This window comes from Streptomyces sp. NPDC058985 (assembly GCF_042740985.1).
Taxonomy (GTDB): Bacteria; Actinomycetota; Actinomycetes; order Streptomycetales; family Streptomycetaceae; genus Streptomyces.
Map to the genome: position 1 here is coordinate 182,346 of NZ_JBHYJX010000010.1, position 22,287 is coordinate 204,632.

The window sequence follows — 22,287 nt, forward strand, 5'->3', positions numbered from 1 at the left end:
CTACTGTCGTTGCCATGGCCAACGGGGTGTTCCACACCGGGCACGGCATCGAGATCAATCTGACGTATGAAGATCTCGGCAACCCAGGCTATGCCGGGCTGCTGGAGGAGATCACCCAGCCCGTCGACCAGCGCGCCAGGAACCTGCTGCAGTGCCTGAAGGACTACCGGGGCGAGGAGTGCCAGTGCGCTCTGGCCGGCAAATCACCGTGGATGTTCGTGCGGCGCCGGCGCAGCCACGGACAGGTCACGTGGGTGGCGGCGCATCTGCCCCTCACCCATGCGGCGACACCGCAGGAGAGCGACAAGCACAAGGCGATGAAGGAGCGGATCGCTCGCACGGCAGCGCGGCACGGGCTGGATGTGGAGACCGAGGCCCGGTCGCCCGACGGGCGGGTCGTCACCGATGTGCTGGTGACGGGAGCGGGCGCGCGCGTCGGGTGGGAGGCCCAGTACTCCCCCATCACCGCGAACACCGTACGGCGGCGCTCCGCCAAGGCCCGCGAGCGCAACATCGCGCCGCTGTGGGTGACGTCCGACGACTCTTCTGCCCTGATCGACCGTGCCCCGTGGACGCGTGTCGACGACGTGCCCTGGCAGCGCATCGTCTCCCCGCTTGCCCTCATCATCCGCGGCGGGGTCCGGCACCTGCAGATCTGGAAGTGCACTCCCGGCAGCGAGCGCCCCTGCCCCACCGCAGGTGGCTCCTGCAGGATGTGGCACAGCGGCTGGTTTCTGCCCGCCCTGTGCATTCCTCAGGAGCGTGCCACCGCACTGGACGAGCTCGTCGTCACCAGCGCTGACGGCGAGCACCTGCCGGTGCGCTCCCGCGACCCGCAGGACGCGAGGCGCACCTCCTACCTGTGGGCCCTTGCGCGCGACGTCGACCGTTGGCGCGAGATCACCGCAGAGGCCGACGACCCGCCCGCGCCCGGCCCGGTCGACGACGAGCCGGTCACCTACCGGGAGCAGGCACTCGACATTTCCTGCCGCTACGGGGAGGAAGGCCCCCACACCAGCAGTCCGCGCCCGCCACGCGACAGAGCCTCAGCCATCGGGCTACACACTTTCGGCCACGCCCCCGCCGATGCCCTCCTGCAGCCCTCGAGGCCTGTTGCCCTGCGCCTGTCACGGCGCGAGCGCCTCGTCGTCGCAGCGGAACTGAGGTGCCCGCCCTGGGAGATAGGGCCCTGCATGCTGTGTGCTGCCCCCATCCACCGCTACGGGCCCCGAAGCCCCAAGGTATGCCCCGCCTGCCGCATGACTGCCAGCTCCTGACCGTATAACGGCGGACACCGCCCCCGGGGCGTGCATGCGACAGCCCGTGGCGTGGCCTGGAGATCGTTCGTCTGCCTCTACGGACAGGCTCGAGTCGGGGGTCTCCTTCGGACGCGTGGACATGCATCACCCCCTCCGCATCCAGTTGTTGCCAGCGGCCGGGCATGCTGCAGTACTTTGAGAAGTCGAGCAGGGGATGGATGCTGAGCTCTTGTCAGCTCAGCGGGGGGAACGGAGTGCAGTGGCCTTCAAGCTCAAGTCCGCCGAGGCGGCCATGCCGGAAGACCCGGTCGACCTGTATCGGATTCTTGCCCTCACGAACCGTGGGCCCGAATTCGTGTGGGGACACCAACAGGATGTCCTTCGAGACTGGCACGAAACGAAGTCGCACGCGTCAGACGTAGCAATTGAGCTGCCGACCGGGGCGGGTAAAACTCTTGTCGGAGGACTGATCAGCGACTACCGGCGCCGCAAATACGGCGAACGTGTCGCCTACCTCTGTCCCACGCGGCAATTGGCGCGGCAAACGGCAGCGAAGTTCGACGAGTATGGGATTCCGAACGTACTTCTCGTCAATCGCGTGAAAACGTGGAATCCAGCCCACCAGGCGCAGTACGAGGCAGGGGAAGCCGTCGCCGTCAGCGTCTACAGCCATGTATTCAACTCGAATCCGGCTCTCGACAACGCTGGCATGCTCGTCCTGGACGACGCTCACGCGGCCGAGGGGTATGTGGCCAGTCCGTGGAGTCTCGCCATCTCCCGCAAGACTGAGGAGAGTGCGTACCTCGACGTTCTCTCCGTGCTGAAGCCCGCACTGGATCCACTCGTGGACACCCGGCTGCGCGCTCCGAAGGCAGAAGACTCGTCGTCGTATGTGTACCTCGCCTCCCCCATCGGTGTTGCCGAGCAGTCCATCCCCCTCGAAGAAGCCGTCGCGGCAGCAGCCCACGGCTCGAAGCTGAGTACGGACGCCTTCCATGCCTGGAAGTTCCTCCAGGGACGCCTCGACCGATGCCTGACCTACGTCTCGTACGGACAGATCCTCATCCGCCCGCTCATCGCGCCCACGACGCAGCACGAGGCCTTCAGCAGCCCTGCCCGCCGCGTATACATGAGTGCGACCCTCGGAGACGGCGGCGAGCTCGAGCGTGCCTTCGGGCGAAGGAAGATCGACCGTATCCCCGTCCCCAAGGGCTGGGAGACCCGGGGCACCGGGCGACGGTTCTTCATGTTCCCCGAACTGACCGACGATCTGTCTACGGCGCCCGCGCGGGTACCCGCCTTCGTCTCCGGGGTTATCAGCAGCGCGGGACGAGCGGTCATCCTCACCCCCGACAGCCGTACCGCCGAGACGTTCGCCAAGGAGTGCCTGCCCGAGACATATCCCGTCGTGAAGGCCAACGACGTCGAAGACGACCTCACTGCCTTCACCGCGATGGACCAGGCGGCCCTGCTCCTCACCAACCGCTACGACGGCATAGACCTCCCCGGAGCCGACTGCCGGCTCGTCGTACTCGCAGGCCTGCCCGCCCGAGGAGACCTGCAGGAACGCTTCCTGCACGAATCACTCGGCGCCCTGGAAGTGCTTCAGGAGCGCATCCGCGCGCGCATCGTGCAGGGCTCGGGCCGGGCCACACGCAACAACAAGGACTGGGCGGCCGTCATGGTGCTCGGCCGGTCCCTGACGTCGTACCTGTCCGGTCCAGACGTCCAGGGGGCACTGCACCCGGAAGTCCACGCCGAGGTCGAGTTCGGACGGACGAACAGCTTGGGCACCACCTCCAACGAGATGCTCGACAACCTCGCCGTCTTCCGCAGGCATGATCAGGACTGGGCTGCGGTCGACACCCATATCTCCTCCCAGCGCGAGCAGTACACCCGTACCGTCGCCCCCAGCTCCCGTGAGCTGCACAACGCGGCCCGGCACGAGGTCGCGGCCTGGGAGGCGATCTGGAACAACCAATGGGACTGGGCCCTCACCGCCGTACAGCGCGTCCTGGACCAGCTCAAAGGCGAGCGGACACCCCAGCGCTATGCCGCGCTATGGAACTACCTCGGATACAGCATCGCCGAGCGGCTCGCGCAGCAGAGCGGAGACTCGACGCACCGCGCCACCGGGGCCCGCTACTACCGCGAGCTCCAGCGCAAGGCGCAGACCAGCAGTTTCCTCGCCCACATTGCCTCGCCGAGCGACCGTGCCCACGCGCCCGTCCTCGGCGACCTCGACCCCGTTGATGAAGCCGCGATGCGCGCCGTCATCGCCCGTACCGAACTGCACCGCCCCGAGCCCTTCGAACGCGCCCTCACCGAAGCGCGGGCCGGCCTCGCAGACACCGAGTACCGCGCCTACGAAGCCGGACTCGTCCACCTCGGCACCTTCGCCGGCGCCTCGGAGAGCTACGGCAACGACGACGACGCCAACCCCGCAGCCCCTGATGCCGTCTGGATCTTCGACGACGCCCGCTGGGTCACCTGGGAGGCCAAGAGCGAAGCCACGCCCACCGGTGAGATCGGCCCCGACAATGTCCGCCAAACCCAAGGACACCTCAGGTACACGGAGGCAGAGCGAAAGACCTCTGCGCCCAGCGGCTCCATCGCGCTCCTCATGTCCCCCAAGCCGAAGATCATGGCCGCCGCGCGCATGCTCGCCGACGACGAGACCTACCTCGTACGCCCGCCAACGGTCCTGGAAGTCTTCGACCGCCTCATCCGCTCGTGGCGCACCGCCCGAGCACGCACGATCACAGTGCTCAGCCCTGCCGAACTCGCCGACATCTTCCGGGCCGAGCAAGCGCTGCCATCACAGTGGCTGCCCCTGCTGAAGGCGACCCCGGTCAAGGAGTAATGAAACGGCACGTGGGTCCCTCAGGCCGACGGGCATGAGGGACCCACGTCCGCACCGGCTCTCTGCCAGCAGCCCTCCAGACGGGAACGACTTCGTGACCTATCCGGGCGCGGAGGCGGCGGGCCGTCGCTTCCGGGGGGCAGCAACAAGGTCATCGGCTGGCTGGTGACTTCTGCAGCATGCCCTGGAAGCAGTACGAGATCTTCGGTCGCATCATCGTTCTCTATACCCAATCCCACGCAGAAGACGGGCAAACTGCGCTAGAATGACCAGGTCAGAGAGGGTAACGCCCGCGCGAGCGGGGATGACTCCACGCGGTTCACGCGCTCTTCAAGGTCGATCATGTAACGCCCGCGCAAGCGGGGATGACTGGGCTGGCGTGCTGCGCACCAGTTGGACGTACGGGTAGCGCGCGCGTGAGGGGGAGTGAGCCGTCGGTACGGTCGCCGAAGCGCGCTCTATGGTCTCGACGATGAGGCGTGGCCGGCGCGAGCGGGATGATGCGTCCTTCGTGGCATCATCATCGGCGCCCAGACCGTCGAGCCCGCGCAACCGGGGAATTCACGGCGGGAGACCCCGCACCGACAGGTTCCTGCCTCATCGTCCGGCCCAGGTCTGCGACACGCGTAGGCCTGTGGCAGGGGTTTCAACGACACCACAGTCCTCGCCCTGTCTCCTGGGCGTGTGGGTGTCTCGTCGATCTCTGCCAACGACATGCTCCTGCGCACGTAGGCGGTATCGATGCGCGGCCTTGGACCGAGCGGCGGCCGCTTCCTTCGACTCTGGAATCATCCGGTCTGGCGTGTCAGTCTCTTCGTGCGGCGCACAGGTCGGTGATGACCGTGCGTCTGCGGTCCGCCGGAACGCTTACGGACCGGCGTGTGGGGCTGTCTCGCAGATGCGGCACACCAGCTGGGACCACAGCGCACGTCACCCACGCGTGTGGGGCTGCCTCTTGGCGCGCGACGGCTGCGCGCCCGTTCTGGTCAATGCCTGTCCGACGGGTCGGCGAGGCGGGGAGCGCGGCTTGGTCGCGTTCTGCGCCGGCCGAAGGAGTCCGATCCGTGCAGGGGGCAGGACCATCGGCGCAGGACGGACCCGAAGATGTCGATGGTCGGGCTGTCGTTGAGGGACCAGGCCTTGCGGATGCGGGTGATGAGGGTACGGGCGCTGTGCGGTGAGATCGTCAGTTCCAGACGTGCTTCAGCGAGCCGTTCGAGTGCTCCGTAGGGGCCCTCCGCCTTGGCTTCTTCGGTGCGGCGGTCGAGACCGGGAGCGGTGAGGATTTCGAGGAGGGTGAGCGAGAAGTAGCTGTATGCGGCGGCTTCCTCGATGAGCTGGCGGGCGCCGTCCGCGATGTCAGCAGAGAGGGGCCTAGCGTCCGCGGGCTGGTGGGCGAATTCTCCGAGCGCTTGTCGCAGCGGGCCGTCGGTGCACTCGCACTGTGAGGTCTTGAGGTGCCCGCAGAGCGTGCGGAGGTCGCTGAGTACGCCGCTGGTTTCATGAGTCCACTGTTGCTTGCCGAGCAGGGTCCGAAAGCCGGCGAGGGTTTCGGAGAGTTCTTCGAGGATGAGCTCGCGGGCGATGTGGGCGAGTTCGTGGGTGCGGGTCTTGACCTGAATCTCTTCGATCTGCAGGCCGTAGCGGAGCAGATCGCGCAGGAGTCCGCCGGAGAGGCTGTGTGCCAGAAGCGCGGTGTGGACGGTGTGGTCCTGGGAGCGCCTGTCGAGGATGGTCTTGGCTTCTTTGAGGGTGCAGGCCTCGACGTGGATGATGTCGTCGAGCGAGCTGTCGGTGACGTCGCGATGGGGCAGGCCGCGGCGGACGAAAGCGGCGCCGACGTCTTCGGCGACGGAGATCAGGTAGTAGACGTGGCGCACGCCCAGGATGGCCTTGATCTCCGCGAGGAAGGCGAGGGCCTGGGCGTCGGAGCCGAGCCGGTCGACTTCGTCGATGCCGATGAGGACCCGCTTTTTGCGGCGGGCGAGCGTGTCGGCGATTTCGGTGAGCAAGTCACGGAATTCTTCGACCAGGGCGGGGAAGTTCGGTGGCAGTGTGGAGATGGACGTCGCGTGCGAGCCGCCGAGTGACATGATCTGGGCAGTGCCGTTGGAGAGGGTGTTAGTCGTCGTCTGGATGGTCTGCAGTCGGTAGAGGTGGTTCTCGCAGCGGGTGACGAGGTGGGGTTTGGCCGGTCGGGGCTTCCATCCGGCAGCGCGGGCGAGAAGGGCGCCGGCGACCATTCCGGCGAGTCGGCTCGGGTTGTCTGTGTCGGCGAACGGCGCGTAGGTCGAGGGGGTGCGCACCAAGATGTACACCAGGTATGTGCCCAGACCGGCAGCGAGGAGCCGGAAGGCGTCGCTGGCGTAGATGGTCCAGTAGCCGATCTCCATATGGGCTGCGCGGGATTGGGCGAGGTTGCTGGCCGTCCAGGAGTAGAACCATCCGCCGGCCAGGAGCGCGGTGACGAGGATGGTGCTGAGGTGGACGTGCTGGGCGAGCTGGCGGATCTGCGGATCGAAGAAGGCACTGCCCAGGCTGGCGAGGGCCAGCAGGATCCCGAGCTTGGCGCCCAGTCTGCTCCACAGTCTCCCTAGGGATCGGGGAATCCACGGGTCGTGGCGAGAGAGCCACCAGGCGATGCCGGCCACGATGACCAGGACGCTTGTCACGACGGCGTCGCCGTTCCAGACCTCGCGGAGCCAGGCGTGGACGGCGTGGACGGCAGTGTCTGCGGTGTGGGTGGCCGAGTTCTTGTACTGGTCGTACAGGGAGCGGGCCGCCGATGAGGCACCGAGGACCAGCAATGCCCCCGCGGGCAGCGCGAACGAGGACCAGCGGACCAGCGCTGTAAGGCGGCGGCGGGTGCTTTGAAGCAGGCGGTGGAACGGGGACAGTCGGGCGAACTCCGGTACCGGGTAGTTTTCGTAGTCCATGTACTTCTGGCACAGGCGCACGGAGAGCGAGATGAGGAAGTCGTGCGGGGCGTAGGTGGCCGGAGCTTGGGCTACGAAGCCGAAATCGGCCTGATCTGCCGCGTTTTCGAGCAGGGTGGACTTGCCGACGCCGCGGGGACCGCAGACGGCGATGGTGCCTTCATCGAGGTGGCTGAGCTTTCGCTGTAGCTGTTCCATGGCCTCAGTGGGGATGGCGAAGCCGGGCGCTCGCGGTGCACGCAGGCCGGTGGAGGTTCCCTGTGGGACGAACAGGGAGTCGGGATCGTCGCCCAGGAGATTGCGGATCATGGCGTCCATGACGGGAACGACGCCGTCGTCGTGCAGGGTCTCGCCCCAGAGCACGGCGCGGTAGCCGAGTTCGACGCGGGCCCCAACGCGAGAGATGGCGAGCGATCCGGCGATCAGGCAGTAGCGGAGGTTGAACCAGACAGCGGTGCCACTCCAGAACAGAATGAAGGTCAGCAAGGATCCGCTGATCAGAGCGATCAGCAGGGCCAACACGCCCCAGGTGGTGAGCACGATGAACCCTGCGCCCAGCAGCACGCTGCAGACGACCTTCCAGGGCCACTCGGTCTGATCGGCAGCTGCCTGCTGCCGGGCCCGGACGCGCTCGAAGTCGACTGCGGCTTTGTCGTACGCGGTTTTCTGCAGCGCGCCGTCGACCTTGGTGTAGACCGCGGCACGGTACTCCGGGGTGTGCATGTCGTTGAAGACGTGACGGCGTGAGGCGCCAGGCCGTATGCCGAGCTTGTGTGCGCGCGGAGGGGCATCGACGGCCGCCTCGACACACCGCTCGTAGACCTCGTCCCGGCTCGGACTTCTGAAGAGCTGCACCTTCTGGACCACTGGAGCCAACCAGGGCTTGTTCAATAAGGTCCACAGCATCCGCGTCGCCTCCCCCGGGTCTTCGGCTCGCGGATGCTAACGCTGCTCAGCCCCGGATCGCAGGCGCGCTCCGGCCCGTGGCTGAAACACGTCTCCGTGCCGCGAGAAGAGAGCGGATACCTCGGCAACTCCCGTACTCGGCACGGAGGATGAGGGTTATGACCTTCTCCTGGAGGATTCCGCCGTGGGAACGCTTTGAGGACTGCAAGTATCTGGCGGTGACCTTGACGGACGCCGGTGCCGGCCAGTTCAGATTCAACTCGGAAGGAGTGCGAGGCGATGACGCCATCGAGGCGCTGGCCGACCTGCTGATGACTCCCGGGTCTCTGCTGGGACTCATGCCGTCGTATCCGGCGCTCATCGGCGTCGTGGTGAGGCGTGGGATCAGCACGGACTGGTTCGCGGAGCCTTCGGTCAAGGTGGCCCGGGATGACCGTGGCCGGTGGCAGATCGCCATCGCCGAAACCGACCTGCCGGATGTCACGGTGTTCACGCCGGCGGAGATCGCCGGTCTGGTGAGCCGTCTGCGGTCCCAGTATGGGCGTGTCGGCTGAGGCGTCTCGCCCCGCTGTTCCCAGGGACCGTCGAGTGCTGCGCAAAGCAGGTCCAACAAGCGCCGCGGATCCGTGCCGTCGCCGAACTACTGTTGCCCATGCGAGCGAGGTGACTCTCCGCGATCTACTACGTCGCGGGCGCCGGACTGGTATGGAGCCCGCGCGAGCGGGGGTGCCCCGTACGAGGAGCGCCGGAGAGAGCCGACCTTCACCTTGTCCCTACGCTAGCAGGAACGACGTCTTCGCCTCCGATTTTCGGCATGGCGGTCTGCTCCACCGGATTCCCGCCGCACGCTTGTTCGCCTCTCCCCAATTCATTGAGACCGTCACCGGGGAAGGTGAGTTGTCCGGGACGTGCGAAGTGAAAGTGCCCAGAGGGATGTGGTGTTGCTGACCTCTTGCCCCAATCCGCCGCCGCAGTCGACTCAACGGCAGTAAGACAGTCAGTCGGCAGTGGAAGGAGAGGGCATGAGCGCGGTGCAGTGGGTTGTGGTTGTTGTCATTGGCCTGGGCCTGTGGGTGTTGTGGAGGCGGCACAGGTTTCCTGGCGGGTGGGCCTTCGCGTTCAGCTTGAAGTACGAGAGCGACCGTGAAGCATTGGCCAGTGCACGCCAGAGGGCGCGGGAGGTCTCCCGCAGGGCGGCCGAGACCGAGTCTGCTGCGTTAGCTAGTCTCACTTCGGCGCAGAGCGCGTACGAGCGGAGGCTGCGTCAGCTGGAGCAGCAGATTGCACGACTGCGCAGTCCCGGCGCCGGTGAGCGACTGGGCGGCCTCGGTGAGCTCGTCCTGTTCCGGCACGTCCTGATGGTGACGTCCGGGCCGGGGACGCGATCGATCGAGCTGGCCGGCCTCGATGCCCGCTTCGACCCGGGCAAGACCAACCACTCGATTTACCTCACCGATGCCACCGGGCGGGTGCACCGTGCGAAGTACCCTCACCTTCTTCCTGCAACGGACGGCCAGCAGCGGTTCGACGAGGAGGCAGTGCGCGACTTCACCGTGGCCATCCAAAACGCCGTCGCGGAAGAGAACAGCTTTCGCGCCCGGATTCCTCACCAACTCGCGACGGCTGAAGAGGCGTTGGAAGAAGCCAGGGCAGACACCCGTGCACAGGAAGCAGCGCACGACCGGCTCACCCAGGTACGGCAGCGCAATCGCCAGGACCCGCATCGCAAGGCCGCAGACTCCAAGCTGGAGGAGGCTCTTAACGACTGGGAGAACCTCACGGGGCGCGTGCCGCCCGCGTAGTCATCGAATCACGGTAGCTGCGCGCCCACCTTCACCGAGGAAGTCTGGCCGCCAAGGACCAGCGGCCTGCGCGAAGCGCCGGACCGTCGCCGCCGTTTGTGTGAAGTGTGAGCACCCGATGCGGGAGGTGCCATCAAGGTGTCGGGCGGTCCGACTCGTGGGCACCCTTTGCCCTGCAACGTCGTGTCCGAAGATGATGGACAACTCGGGTGCCTGCGGCGATGACCGAGGATGCGGCAAGGGTGCCGAGGAACTCAGGCAGTGCAGAGAACAGCATGGTCATGCCGACTCACCGCCGGCGTGGACGGTCAGGGAGCGGCGGCGGGCAAGTTCGGCTGCGAGACGACGACACTTGCGGCGCACCCGCTCCCCGAAGGCAATCGGATCGTCAGCGCCAGCTTGCTGAGCGGCTTCAGTCCAACTCCGCACATTGGGATCCGCCCAGGCCAGGGCAGCAGCCCGTTCGGCTGGCTGCAGGGCTCGGATGAGGGCGGCGAGCCGTGCGTCTTCCGGGTCGTGTTCGAGGAGAGGGGCCTCGGTGTCGGTGATTCCGGATGCAAGATCATGCAGGCTGAGGCCATCGCCCAGTGGAGTGTCCAGCAGCAGTACCCGGCCGTGCCGGGTCCGGCGACGCCAAAGGGGCACCAAGTGTCGATGGGTGATGCGAGCCTCCACGCGCAGTCGGGTCACCGCGGCGTCATCGAGACGCTGCCCCGAGAACAGCGGTTCGGCCCAGTCTCCGAGCAGGGCCGTGGACACGGCTTCTCGCCAGCGGGCACTGCGCGCCAGTCCCAGTACGTCTGCTGCAAAGGCTTCCACGAGGTAGTCGTGTCCGGCCAACGCCGCCTGCCGCGCTTCCAGCGCCTGGACAGCGCGGGATTGCAGGGCCGATCGGTCAGACTGCGGGATCAGCTCCGAAGTCGACTCTCCGGTGCGGTCCGGCGGGTAGAGCGTGGGCCGTCGAGTGTCGACGGTGCCATCGCGATAGACGGTCACAGGCGGAAGAGGCGAGGAGCCGTTGCCACCGATGAACAGCGTGGCAAGCCCCTCGCCCGGTGTGGGACTCAAGACCCGGAATGTGACCATCGAAGGCGTCGGCCTGTCGTGCCCCATAGTCTGGCCGGGATGGCGGATGGGCAGTGCTTGCGGTTGACGGAGCTTCGCGATGACCGATGCCGGATGTCCCGCAGCAGGGAGGGAAGCGGCCTCCGGTTTGCGGATTTCGACAGCTTGTTCCCGCATCCTTCCCAAGAGAGGCTCGGAAGGTGGAGGCGCGCTGACGAGGAAACGATCACTTTGTGGCTGTGCCGTATGGGCAGCCTCATGGCCCTTCACCAGCCCTGGGATGCGCAGACGCAGCGTCGGCCAGTCCTCCAGCTTCCCGCCGTCCATCGGATCGATTCCCCACCGGGAAGACGACCAGACGGCCGCAAGCAGTCCGGCTGAAGTGTCGATCACCGGCGCCAGGAAGGCGAGCAGGCGCCTCCTGTTCGAAGACTTACTGGGCACGCACGAACTCCTTACGGGTTAACGAGAAGACCTTCTCTCCTCGGCCCCTGCAGGAAGCCTCAACGGCAAAAAACTTCACCCACCTCCATGTGATGGTCATCACATGGAGGTGGGTGAAATAGAGGCCACAGACATGCGGTGAGCCGTCCAGAGGTCAGGCGGAAGCAAGGCCTTCGACGCCCTCGATGCGGCGGCCCGCAAGAACGCCCCAGATCCGCACTCCGCCACGGGCGTCTCGACGAGAGGGCCACCGTCACCGCGCGGCCTTGGAATGGACCCGTCTGTCGCCTACCCGAAGATCCCACCCGGTCACCGGCATCGGCTGGCCGTGTCGACGACCCCGCGCCTGAACAGCCCCTGCCCTTCTCACTGCTCTCGCACTCACGAACAACCCCTGGGCGCAAAGCCAGCCAGTGCTGGCTGTTACCCCACCAGTGGGAGCGCCCGCTGCACTCCGGCGGTCACGCAGCCGCCGCAGAACGAGGTGACTTCGACGCCCAGAACCGGAGCACGACCGCCCTCCTTCCTCCTCGCACCAGTCGTCTCCTGCCCACGGGCGGACAGGCCTGCCGAACGTCCGTGGCGCGTCAGGACGGCACGATTCTCGCGGTCGGTGACGCCCCGGAGCCTGGCCGGTAACTCCCGGCCTGCCGCAGTGAAGCAGCCGACACACCGCTCCAGAAGCGGTGGAAGATCGCTTCCCAGTTGGCCGAAGATCGTTTCCCGCCGATGGGTCTGCCACTCGATACGGAGTGGAGCCAGGGGGCTGCGCAAGGCAGAGTGGGGTGGTGAGTGAACTGTGGCACACACCCTGACGTGGTGCACGGGCTGAACACCAGATCGTGCCTGCGCGAGCGGGGGTGACTCCAGTGCCTCGTCTGCCTACGCAACGTGGAGGGGGAAGAAGATGTCGTTCCCAGGCGAGCAGGAGTGACTCGGACTGGCCTAGCACCACGGCCGTCCTGTCGGCGCAGTGCCCGCGCGAGCAGGAGGGAGCCGTGACGATCCAGTCTGCCTTTGATCAGATCGACATAGCGGACGCGCGAGCGGGAGTAACCCGGCTTGTAAGCCCGTTCATCTCGACGGCCCGCTCGCATGAGTCGCACGCCCGAGGGTGTCTCCTCCGGTGCCGTCGATCGAGGTACTCCCGTGAGACGAGCGAGAGGCTCGTTTGCTCCGCAGAGGTCACGAGTTCGTCAGGGACCGCGCCGCAGCACGGTTGAGGGCTTCGCGTACTTGCGTCGTCCGGGGTGCGTCGCGGCCAAGGTGTTCGTCCAGGAGCGGGTAGAGGTTCGCCAGGGATTCCAGGGCCTCTGGGCGACCTGTCATTTCCTGCAGCAGTGCGATCTCGCATCGTACGTCGAGCAGCAGGGGTTCGAGGGGGTCGTCCTGTGGGAGTGTTTCGGCCAGGGAGAGGTAGGCGCTGAGGGCGTACTCGACGTTGCCTAGGCGTAGGTGGCAGTGGGCGGCTTTGGCTTGACACTCTGCGGCGTCGGCTGCGTGGTGGGGGCCGGCGTCGGCCAGTTCGGTGCTGAGGGCGGAGTAAAGCGGTAGGGCCTTCCCGAAGTGGCCGGCGTGGAAGAGCGCGAGGGCTTGGCCCTTGCGGGTTGCGGCTGGAAGGTCCGGATTGGTGGGTTTTCCTGGCGGTGCGCTCTTCGGGGGTGTTGAGGGTGTCGCTGGTCGGGCAGTGACGTGGAGGGCGTTGAGCTGGTCGAGGACGCGGCGAGCGGAGGCGGGGCGCTCGGTGGTGTCTTTGGCCAGGAGGCTCATGACGAGTTCGGCGATCTGTGGGTGTAGGTCCGGGCACAGGGTCTGCAGCGGTACTGGTGTGCCGTTGCGGTGTCCGTCCATGATGACGATGGCTTCGCCGGTGTATGGGGGTTCGCCCGCGAGCATTTCGTACATGACGCAGCCCAAGGCGTAGAGGTCGGTCTGAGGAGCTATGAGACCGCTGTTGAATTGTTCTGGCGCCATGTAGGCGAGGGTGCCGAGTAGTTGACCTGCTTGCGTCAGGCGGGGATTGGCGGTGCCGAACACCGCGGCTATGCCGAGATCGAGGAGTTTTACGGCGCCTGCGTCGGTGACCATGATGTTGGCTGGTTTCACGTCCCGGTGGATCACCGGGTAGGAGTGCAGGCTGTCCAGCACTTGTGCTGTCTGCTGGGCGATGAAGAGGGCTTGGTCTGCGGGGAGGCGTCTGTTCTCGTCGAGGATTTCGCCGAGGTTTTTGCCCAGCACCAGTTCCCAGACCATGTAAAGGTCTTTCCCGCCTCCGTGTAGTTCTGCGTCGTGGAGTACGGGCATGTTGGGGTGGGAGAACCGGGCGCCGAGTTCGGCTTCGCGGCGGAAGCGGGCGATCATGTCTTCGGCTGTGAGGCCCTTGTCGGGGGTGGCGAGCCGTTCGGGGCTGATGATTTTGATCGCGATGGCGCGTTTGAGTCGGTTGTCCCAGGCTTGCCAGACCTGTCCCATGCTGCCCTGTCCCAACAGGGTGCGCAGTTCGTAGCGGTCGTTGATGGTTCTCACGTCAGGCGCCGCCGTCCAGCGCTGCGCGGGGGGTGAGCTGTCCGGCGAGGTCGGCGAGTGTGCTTTCGCCGGGCAGGTACCAGCTGGCGGGGCCTCGGACCGCGACGGGGGCCTCGTTCCAGCGAGCTTCCCTCCAGATGTGCATGACGAGTCCGCTGGGTGAGTAGGCCTGCTGGTCGGCTTCCCAGATCAACGGGCGCTGACGGTCGTTGACCCATGTGGCGAGGTAGCGTCGGGGGTCTTCACGCAGCCAGTCGCCGATGGCTTGATCTTCGACAGGACTGCTGGGGCGGTAGATCAGGCGTGTGCCGTCCGGGATGCGGGCGTGGTCGATCAGGACTGAGACGCTGCTGGGGCGGCGCCTTACGTGAGCGGCAGGGCTGTCGTTTCGTGCTTGGTTGAGGGTGGCAAGCTCTCCAGTGACGGCCTCAGCGAGTCTGCGGCACTTGTGGGCGTCGGTGAACACGCTGGCCAGGAAGACGTTTTGCCCATAGAGGTTCTTTGCGGCGGATGCGAGCGCGCGGACGATGTCCTTGGTCCATTCCAACGCCCAGTCCTGACTTTCCTGTGCGCTCTGAACCCAGTATTCGGTTTCCTCAAGGCCGATGCTCTGGAGGACAAGGTGACTGATCAGAAGGTTGCCGTGCTCCATCACGTCGCGCGTCCACGGGGATGCGGCGCGCGCGATGTCGGCCAGGGTGCTTTGGACCAGGCGGTGTGCCTGTACCACTGCCCAGATCTGGCGGCCGGGCGGGGCCTGGCCGAACAGGCGGGTGTAGGCGCCGGCCGGGGACGGGAGGAGGACGTACTCGAGGTCGGCGCTCGTGTGAGCGGTCAGGGAGACGTCCGGGTGGGCGCAGGCGAGGGCGACGGCTGCTTCCTGCATGGTGCATCCGGCGCTGGGTGCGGGGGGCGGGGTGCCCCTTTTGAAGACGTAGTGCTTTCCCAGCTCCGCGGCGAACTCCTCACGGATCTGCAGTTGCTGCGGGTCGGCTTCGATCCTGTCGAGGAGGTCCGCGCTGCTGTCGCTTTGGGAGGCTGTTGTGAGCTGGGAGAGGAAGCGTTCTGGTGCGTTGTCGACGCAGATCACGCGCAGTGGGACGAGTGCGTGTTCGGCAGTGGCGGGGTGGCGTGCCACCGCGTGAGCCACCGCGGCGAGAGTGCTCGCCCCGTTGATGACTCGTGCGTTTTCGAGTTCGAGCCGGGCTGGTTCTCCCGGGATTCGGCGGGCGAAGAACTGCGCCCTGACGGAGTCGCACAGGATTGTGACGCCGCTGGAGAGGTACCAGAAGTGCTCGGGCTCGCTGATGAGTTGCTCGACGAGGGTCTGATCGATCCGGTCGTTGCGGGCGTTGCGCAAGGCCGGAGCCAGCAGGTGGGAGCCGTGTGCCTCGAACCATGCGGCTGCTTCGCCGGCGGGGACGCTTCCGATGTACGCCGGGTATGGCGTGTGAACCGCGTGCCAGCCCTGTGTGAGAGTCGCCGTGATGCGCACCGGTGCGTGGGCAGTGTGGAGGCGGGCTGAGGAGTGGAAGTCCGCCAGACCGAGCGTATGTACTTTGACCGGGGTACGGCCGTCGAAGCCGAACTCCTCTCCCACCCGGGCCAGCCGTTGTTCCGCTTGGTGGGTGAGCTGGCCGTCTCCGGCGAGGGCGGCGACCAAGTGCACGGTGCACTGCGGTGAGCTCAGTGCCTCGTCGATCCGTGTGAGCTGGCGATTGATTTTCGCGTTGACGCCCTCGTAGTGGCCGCTGGCCAAGCGGCGCAGTCCTGCCACAAGCTTGAGGGCGCCGTCCTTTCCTAGTACCGCCCTGCCTCTGTCGCTCCACTTTGCCTGGATGAACCAGATGTCCGAGCCGTTCGGCGAAAAGGCGACGGCGTCGATTCCGTTGTCGTCCGCGCCGTCTGTCACTGCTGCTGCGGCCTCCTGGGCGCTGCATTGGGTGAGGATGCGCACGGCCTGAGCTGCCAGGGCTCGCGAGAGGAAGCCCAAGTCCCTTCCGGCCGAGGGGTAGCGGTTGAGGTCCCCCATGTCGATCAGGTCTGCGAAGGTCTCCGTGAGGTAGCCGCGCAGGAAGCGCATCACATCTGGCAGGTCATCGCCGGTGCCGTTCATGTGGGGCATCCTTCATCGCTCTGCGCGGTCGTGGGTCGTTTGGCGTGTCATGACTGGTTGTACGCGTACTCCACGGTCAGAGGGCTTGCCACGACCAGCCGCTGAGCGCTGTCCGTGGCCGGCAGTAGGGACGTCACCCGGGCGTACCCGTGCATGAGTGCGGCGCTTCCCGCCTGCTCGTGCCGGGCGTCGAGTGCGTCCACCAGGTGCCGGACGGCGGCGCCGTTGAGGTCCGGACTCGGCGGGGGCGTGCTGTCTGCCGCGGGGTTGTGTTCCAGCGACAAGGCCTGTACCACGTGACCAGCGGTCGTCAGGAACGTTGTTCCGATGCTGGAGCCACCGTCGATCCCCTCAAGCGGGGGCCCGTCGATCGTGACGGGTGCGTATCCGAGGAGGTGTCGGGCGGAGCCGTGCATCAGCAGACGGCAGCCTGTTTCCTGCTCGTGCGCAGGCTCTTCCCCGGGAGCGGGATCGGCGAAGAGAACCAGGTGCTGGTATGCGCCCCGGAGGGTGATGAAGCGCAGCGGCGCCTCGAACCAGACCCAGCGGCCGGGGCGCAGTTCAGGGTCTGCGAACCAGTCGGCCTGGCTGTTGAGGTGCTTGTCGACCCGCTCCAAGTGCTGGAGCCGTCCACGTTCGGCACCAGCGCTTGTTGCAGGGGCAGCTTGCCGCCACGCAGTGCCTTGCCTTTCATGGCGTACGCGGTGTCCAGCATCGCGGGCGTGACACCTGCCGCAGTGAAGATTGCCGCGCTGGTGGACTGTACGCGAATGGCCAGCCACGCGGCGGCGGACGTAGCGTCGAAGCCTTGCTTCCGCCACCCAGCAGCGTCGCCGGGACTCTGTACGCCCAGGGCCAACCAGGCTGTGACCTCCTTGTCATTGAACCAGTTGTCCGCCCAGACCCGAGCCAGGCGTTGCACGGTGCCGTATTCGTCTGGTGCGATTTTGTGGTCGGGGGCGCCATACCAGTAAGGACTCCGCCTCCTGATCTGATCACGGGCCAGCGCCTGCTCCATGGGGGCGAGGTCGCCGAGTGTCCGCCAAGGCCGTCGCCTGTGCCTCCCTGCCGGCGGCTGGGGTGCGCGGGGCCGACCAAAGGCGGACACAGAGGCCAACAGCGCTGCGTGGCGGATGCCTTCCTCCAGCGCTCTGGAGAGGAGGGAGTCGGCTGTCACCACGGACCGGTTGAACTTCCAGGCACGCCCAATGATCTCGTGCACCGGGACCCCGAGCTCGCTTGCAAGGTCCCGTGCTCGCTTATCCATGGCTTCCTCCTCCAGCGAGTACCGCACAGTTGTCCTCCAAATGTGCGACTCGCCACTGACAGCCGCAGGTGCGGAGCCGCCGGCTCAGCGATCCGCGGCTGCTCTGCCGCAGCCGCCGCCGGGTGCCTTCCCCGGCCGTCTCGTTGGTTGAAGCGGTCGTCTTCCCACCATCTGCGACCGCGCAGCGACCACCGCCTCAGCGGAAGAACCGTGTCGTGAGCCAGCCGTCACCGAAATTGGTCTGCGCCAGCCGAGGGAGCGGGGTCCGCGGTACTGCGCTGCAGAGGCAGGGAGTAAGCATCCCTCGGTTCGGTGCGGCAGTTGGCGTGGAGCGGGCCGTCTTGGCTGCGGTGCCTCGGTCTGCGGGTGGCGCACGCTCGCACGTTGGAGTGCTACCCCGCCTGGCCGGCCTCCTCAATCCAGCGCTCCGGGATGAGCTTGCGTCCACCGCGCCAGTTGTGGCGCACGGAGCCCTGGAACCATGGCTCGTCCAGGTTGGCGTGGTCGGAGACGATGATCTGGAGGTCGGGGGCGAGTTCACGGGCTACGTCGTGGATGAGTCGGAACAGCCGGGTCACAGCTGCCCGGTCCGTGTCGTCCTCGAGGGTTCCTGAGGCTTGGTCGACTTCCGAGCGGTACCAGACCTGGGTGGGCTGGTCCAGCATCAGGATGCGCGGGACGGGGCGGCCTTGCCGGGAGAAGTAGCGGTGCAGAGCGAGATGGACGATGACGTGGTAGCCGACCCAGTTCTCTCCACTGCCGATGCGGAAGAGGGGGGCCGGTCCCTGTTCGGTGTCGGTCACGACGGTCAGGCGGCTGAGGTCGAGGCGGACGCTCTGCCCGCTGTGTTCGAGCTGGAGCCGGTCGGCCCAGTCGGTCATGTCCTGGCTGATCGCGACGAGGCGCGAGGTGAGCTGTTCACGTTCTTCGTTCGGGTCGAGTTCAGCCGTCAGCGCTTCGACCCGGTTCTGCGCCGCCTCGAGAAGGTGCTTCAGCCGGGCCACTTCCTCCTGTGTACTGGCGGGTAGCGCGGCCAAGCTCGCGTGGATGCGGCCGCGCATGAAATCGCGGCGAGAGGTGTCGGTGAGTTCCTCGGTGACAGCGCGGGCGGAGACGAGGGACTGCAGCGTCGCTTCGACGCTGCGCAGTGATGCCCGCAGTTCGTCTGCCCGCTCGTCCAGCTGGGTGAGGGCGGCCCGTCGAGCGGGCCGTGCGGCCTCGACGTCCTGCAGTTGGGTCTGCAGGCGTTCAAGGCTCTGGTGGAGTTCGCGCGCTGTGGGGTCGGGCTCGCTCATCGCCGACCTGCACAAGGGGCAGACAGCAGACTCGTCCCTGTCGCTGTCCGGTTGCACGCCCAGGAGATTGAGACTGGCCAGGCGTGCCGTCTGGGTGCGAACGGCGCCGGCGTAGTCGCCGGCGTAGTCGTCTTGCTGCAGGAGAAGTTCACGTTCCGCGGCCACGCCTCTGAGGCGGGCGCGGAGCTGGTCGCGTTCTCGTTCGAGTGCGTTGCGGCGGCCAGCTGTCTCAGGGTCGACAGCTGTCGGCACGGGGCCGGAACTCACCGCGGCGTGCAGGGCGGACAGTGCTGCGGTGCGCTCGGGCTGCTCCTCGGTGGTGACCATGCCGAGCGCGAAGGCCTCTCGCCACAGCGAAGCGAGCCCGGCCTGTGCTCTCTGGGCGCCCTGGAGGGCCTGCTGGTAGGCCGTGTCGGCGGTGCGCACCTCGCGCCTGGCTGCTGCGAGCTGGGCTCGTCTGAGCGCCTGGTCGCGGGGAACGGCGCCGAGGAAGTAGGGGATGGTGTCTTTCAGGGTCTGAGCCATGAACTGCTCGCCCTGTCGGTGGAAGAGAAACCCGGGGTCGGCGATCTCGCTCTGACGCTGCAGGCAGAGCAGGGCTGCATGCCCGATGTGGGCCTCCAGCGCCTGGCGGCCCGAGCCGGCCGGGGGCTCGTGCAGGTTCTCCTCGATGCCGATGCGCCGGCCGAGCTGCTCGCGCACCGTGTTGGTGTCCGAGTTGACTTCGAGCTGCTCGAAGTCGAGCGGCTCGAGGTCTGCGCCGAAGGCGAGCATGGCCTGCTGCGTCGATGACTTACCTGCCTTGGGAGCGGGACGCGCGACGAAGGCGCGGCCGCCGTCCAGTTGGAACAGGGCGGCGTACCAGGACACCGTGCTGGTGATGGGGCCCACCGGCATTTGCAGGGTGTCACGTCCCAGGCAGGACTCGACGATCTCGAGCAAGGCGCTCTTGCCTGTTTTCGACTCGCCCGTCACGACGTTGAGGGCTCCTGGGGTGAATTCCAGGACCTGTCGGTCGCCCGTCTTGCTGTAGAGGATGATCGCGAGCAATTGCACCCGGTCAGGGTGTCACGCCGAGGACGGCAAAGACAGTCGCCGGGCTGTCGGATTTGGCCAGCCACCGTCCCACCAGGTTGGCCTTGCGCAGCATCTGGTCGAGCTCTTCGGGGGCCTTGAATCCCCGCGGCCGGCGAAAGGTGGCTCTCAGGCAGCCGTCGGGTTCCAGGGTGAGGGCGTGGTGGGCCAGGCCGAACCGGGTGCCCTCCTTGACGGGCTCTGCCAGGGTTTGGGCGCGGGCGGGGAATCCGGCCCGCAGGACGGGGTTCTTGCCGATCCAGGCGCCCAGGTGGGTTCTGGTCGAGGCGGGCAGGGCGTTACGGGTGGGCTGGTGCAGGACCATGGGAGCGGCGACGAAGCCCAGGACCCAGGGCATGGGCTGGCCAGTTTCCTTCTCGTGTCCCTGCGTCGCGTTGGCCAGGACGGCCGCCATCAGGGCCGGGTTGAGCATGACGGCGGAGATCGGAGAGCGGTCGCTCCAGGCGGTCATGCTCATCTCCTCGTCGCAGCGGCCGAAGAAAGCGGCGGCGTCACGTGGCCACCTTCAGCAGTTCGGCGATGCGGGTCTCGAAGTCGGCGTGCCAGCCAATTTTGCCAGTGTCGGCGAGCATGTGCCGCTGCCCACGGGCGAAGAACGGGTCGTTGTAGCGGGAGCGCACTGCGAGGCTGGTCTGGCCGAGGAGTTGCCGGAGCAGTTGCTTGCCTGCGGTCTTTTTCGCGTCGTCGTCCGCGTCCTGGTCGAGGGTGTCGATCATCCACTCGAACTCGCGCTCCCACTCGTCGACGAGTTCGTTCTCGAAGCGGGTCAGCTCGGTTGCCCCGATGAGGTCCTCTTCGAGCCAGCGTACCGAGTGGGTGTAGGCGCGGTAGTAGTCCACGATCGCCTTCTGCAGGTTACGTGGCGGATAGGCCACCCAGTGCATCTGCTGGACGAAGGGGTGCATGCGGTACGTCTGTTCCAGCTCTCCTGCGTTGACGTCCGCCAGTTCCACCAGGGTGGGCAGGTTCTCGCGGGTGAACTGGTCTCGGATGTCGGCGATCGCCGCCTGCGCGTCTCCCACATCGACGCCGCGCTGGACGCCCTGCAACAGGGCGAGCGCCGTCTCGTCCCACCACCGCCAGACCATGGCCAGGAAGAGGTCCTCATGCCCGGGCGGCAGGGCCCAGTGCAGTCGCTCCTTGACCTGGGCGGCGACGTCCTGGATGTGGGGCGAGCGGTCGATCACCCGGATGCGTGAGACGAATGTCAGCCTGTCCGCCTCCCCCAGACCGAGGAACTGGGCACGGGCCTTCTCGGTCAGCTGGGCGGTGGACGTGCGGGCGACGTGCTCCAGCAGACGTTTGGCCTCCGCCTCATCGCGGCTGTGCGGACACAGGGCGGCGACGGCCGTTCCCTGGGCCGCGGTCTCGGTCGTCACCAGGGCGAGCGCGGGACCGGCGGGGTCGGACGGCGAGGCTTCGTCCATCCACACCTTCAGCGTGCGCCACACGTCCGTTGCCGTGTCGGTGAGTGACCGGTGCTGCCCGATGTGATGCTTGACCTGGAGGAGTTCGGTGGCCGTCCCCGCCTGTTCCCACGCCACGTCGTCGTACAGCTCCAGGCTCAGCGCTGCGTCAGGTCTGCTGGCGCCGGTCTGCAGGAGCTCGACCAGGGCCCACCACGTCTGGTGCTGGTAGCCGATGGCATTCGGAGCAGCGCTGTGAGAACCCTTTCCCATGGTGTGCAGTCTCCCCCCGCCCCGACACGGCGTCCACACGCCATGCCAGCCCCTCTATCGAATTTCTGTTCGATATTGTGGAGTGTTGCGGTCCGCTCGTCAACCTTCCGTGTCCCGGGGGGGGGGAACCTGAGCATGTGCCTGTCGAGTGTGAGCGGTGGGCACATCGCTCCAGCCGCAGAACGAGGGCGAGCGGCGCCACGGGGCGCCGCGCTGCCGGAGCTGGAGGGTCTGGGCGGCTCGGGCGCGTTCAGCCGGCGCCTTCTGCGGCGTCGAGGTCCCGGCCGGTCTGCGAGTCCCTGACTCCGCTGCCTGCACAGGCACGGACGGCCACGCCCAGGGTGACGGGACCAAGGCCGGCCGAGGGCTTCGGCGCAGCAACGGTGGTGGCGTGGGCAGCAGTTCACCGAAGGTGAGAATCCGGGGTCAGCAGTTCTGCTTCTGGGCGGCCTGTGCGTCGAGTTGTCCCTCGTGCCGCAACGGCTCGGCATACTCTGCCCGGCTGCCCCGCTCGGCAAGCCGCGGGGACAGCCGCTCGACTTGCAGGTGAAGCGCTGTGCCGCCGGCCAGTCGATGACCTGAGTGGACCCGCTGATGGGGCTGCACTGGTTTCGCGCAACCCTCAACGGGCCTTGCTGTGGCAGCCACCTCGCGATCACCTGAGCCTGTCCTGAACCCCGGCGACGCTAAAACGACGAGCCGCCAACTGCCCTGTCCCAAGCAAAACGCGGGCAAACCGCGCTAGAATGACCAGTTCAGAGAGGGTAGAGCCCGCGCGAGCGGGGATGACTCCTGGAACTGCAGCCCGCGGGACGACCCAGCGAGGTAGAGCCCGCGCGAGCGGGAGTGACCCGTCGCCGTCGGTACGGTCGCCGAAGTGCGCTCCATGGTCTCGACGATGAGGCATGGCCGGCGCGAGCGGGATGCTACGCCTTCGTGGCACCATCCTCGGCGCCGAGACCTTCGAGCCCACAAGAAGGGGTGACTCGTGCTGTCAGCCCTGCCAGGTGGTCATTGGCCAGCAGAGCCCGTAT

The 22,287-nt window shown here is 66.9% G+C and carries 12 protein-coding genes; 4 read left to right on the plus strand and 8 right to left on the minus strand.

Annotated elements, in window-relative coordinates:
• The first annotated feature begins 14 nt into the window (after nt 1–14).
• A complete protein-coding gene (locus ACFW01_RS12475; protein WP_384503359.1) occupies nt 15–1,277 on the plus strand; it encodes a hypothetical protein in 1,263 nt (420 codons plus the stop codon).
• Between the two features lie 241 nt (nt 1,278–1,518).
• Nucleotides 1,519–4,122, plus strand: a complete 2,604-nt coding sequence (locus ACFW01_RS12480; protein ID WP_384503361.1) for a DEAD/DEAH box helicase — start codon at nt 1,519–1,521, stop codon at nt 4,120–4,122.
• Nucleotides 4,123–5,108: 986 nt separating this feature from the next.
• Here ACFW01_RS12480 and ACFW01_RS12485 read toward each other — a convergent pair.
• Nucleotides 5,109–7,964 (minus strand): hypothetical protein, encoded by a 2,856-nt coding sequence (locus tag ACFW01_RS12485; protein WP_384503363.1) that lies wholly within the window; start codon nt 7,962–7,964, stop codon nt 5,109–5,111.
• Nucleotides 7,965–8,122: 158 nt separating this feature from the next.
• On the opposite strand from ACFW01_RS12485, the gene ACFW01_RS12490 reads away from it, so the two are divergent.
• The gene (locus tag ACFW01_RS12490; protein ID WP_384503365.1) at nt 8,123–8,518 is read left to right on the plus strand and encodes a hypothetical protein; all 396 of its coding nucleotides are present in this window, start codon (nt 8,123–8,125) and stop codon (nt 8,516–8,518) included.
• A 468-nt stretch (nt 8,519–8,986) separates the two neighbouring features.
• The gene (locus tag ACFW01_RS12495; protein ID WP_384503367.1) at nt 8,987–9,766 is read left to right on the plus strand and encodes a hypothetical protein; all 780 of its coding nucleotides are present in this window, start codon (nt 8,987–8,989) and stop codon (nt 9,764–9,766) included.
• A gap of 279 nt (nt 9,767–10,045) precedes the next feature.
• Here the strand turns inward: ACFW01_RS12495 and ACFW01_RS12500 are convergent, their stop codons facing one another.
• The 7 genes from ACFW01_RS12500 to ACFW01_RS12530 all read right to left on the minus strand — a co-directional run bounded on the left by ACFW01_RS12500 (nt 10,046) and on the right by ACFW01_RS12530 (nt 21,253).
• The gene (locus ACFW01_RS12500; protein ID WP_384503369.1) at nt 10,046–11,275 is read right to left on the minus strand and encodes a hypothetical protein; all 1,230 of its coding nucleotides are present in this window, start codon (nt 11,273–11,275) and stop codon (nt 10,046–10,048) included.
• Nucleotides 11,276–12,460: 1,185 nt separating this feature from the next.
• Nucleotides 12,461–13,801 carry a protein kinase gene (locus ACFW01_RS12505; RefSeq protein WP_384503371.1) on the minus strand — a complete coding sequence of 447 codons (1,341 nt, stop codon included), beginning with the start codon at nt 13,799–13,801 and terminating at the stop codon, nt 12,461–12,463.
• A gap of 1 nt (nt 13,802) precedes the next feature.
• Nucleotides 13,803–15,917: an AIPR family protein gene (locus ACFW01_RS12510; protein ID WP_384503373.1), complete on the minus strand. Its 2,115-nt coding sequence runs from the start codon at nt 15,915–15,917 to the stop codon at nt 13,803–13,805.
• Between the two features lie 47 nt (nt 15,918–15,964).
• Nucleotides 15,965–16,738 carry an SAVMC3_10250 family protein gene (locus ACFW01_RS12515; protein ID WP_384503375.1) on the minus strand — a complete coding sequence of 258 codons (774 nt, stop codon included), beginning with the start codon at nt 16,736–16,738 and terminating at the stop codon, nt 15,965–15,967.
• Between the two features lie 838 nt (nt 16,739–17,576).
• The gene (locus ACFW01_RS12520; RefSeq protein WP_384503377.1) at nt 17,577–19,535 is read right to left on the minus strand and encodes a DUF3732 domain-containing protein; all 1,959 of its coding nucleotides are present in this window, start codon (nt 19,533–19,535) and stop codon (nt 17,577–17,579) included.
• A gap of 4 nt (nt 19,536–19,539) precedes the next feature.
• Nucleotides 19,540–20,025 carry a three component ABC system middle component gene (locus ACFW01_RS12525; protein WP_384503379.1) on the minus strand — a complete coding sequence of 162 codons (486 nt, stop codon included), beginning with the start codon at nt 20,023–20,025 and terminating at the stop codon, nt 19,540–19,542.
• Between the two features lie 40 nt (nt 20,026–20,065).
• Nucleotides 20,066–21,253: an ABC-three component system protein gene (locus ACFW01_RS12530; protein WP_384503381.1), complete on the minus strand. Its 1,188-nt coding sequence runs from the start codon at nt 21,251–21,253 to the stop codon at nt 20,066–20,068.
• Nucleotides 21,254–22,287: the final 1,034 nt, after the last annotated feature.

What these genes read in the sequence shown, in the direction of transcription:
- ACFW01_RS12475 (WP_384503359.1), top strand. Translation starts at nt 15, where the DNA reads ATGGCCAACGGGGTGTTCCACACCGGGCACGGCATCGAGATCAATCTG.
- ACFW01_RS12485 (WP_384503363.1), bottom strand. Translation starts at nt 7,964, where the DNA reads ATGCTGTGGACCTTATTGAACAAGCCCTGGTTGGCTCCAGTGGTCCAG.
- ACFW01_RS12490 (WP_384503365.1), top strand. Translation starts at nt 8,123, where the DNA reads ATGACCTTCTCCTGGAGGATTCCGCCGTGGGAACGCTTTGAGGACTGC.
- ACFW01_RS12495 (WP_384503367.1), top strand. Translation starts at nt 8,987, where the DNA reads ATGAGCGCGGTGCAGTGGGTTGTGGTTGTTGTCATTGGCCTGGGCCTG.
- ACFW01_RS12510 (WP_384503373.1), bottom strand. Translation starts at nt 15,917, where the DNA reads ATGAACGGCACCGGCGATGACCTGCCAGATGTGATGCGCTTCCTGCGC.
- ACFW01_RS12525 (WP_384503379.1), bottom strand. Translation starts at nt 20,025, where the DNA reads ATGACCGCCTGGAGCGACCGCTCTCCGATCTCCGCCGTCATGCTCAAC.
- ACFW01_RS12530 (WP_384503381.1), bottom strand. Translation starts at nt 21,253, where the DNA reads ATGGGAAAGGGTTCTCACAGCGCTGCTCCGAATGCCATCGGCTACCAG.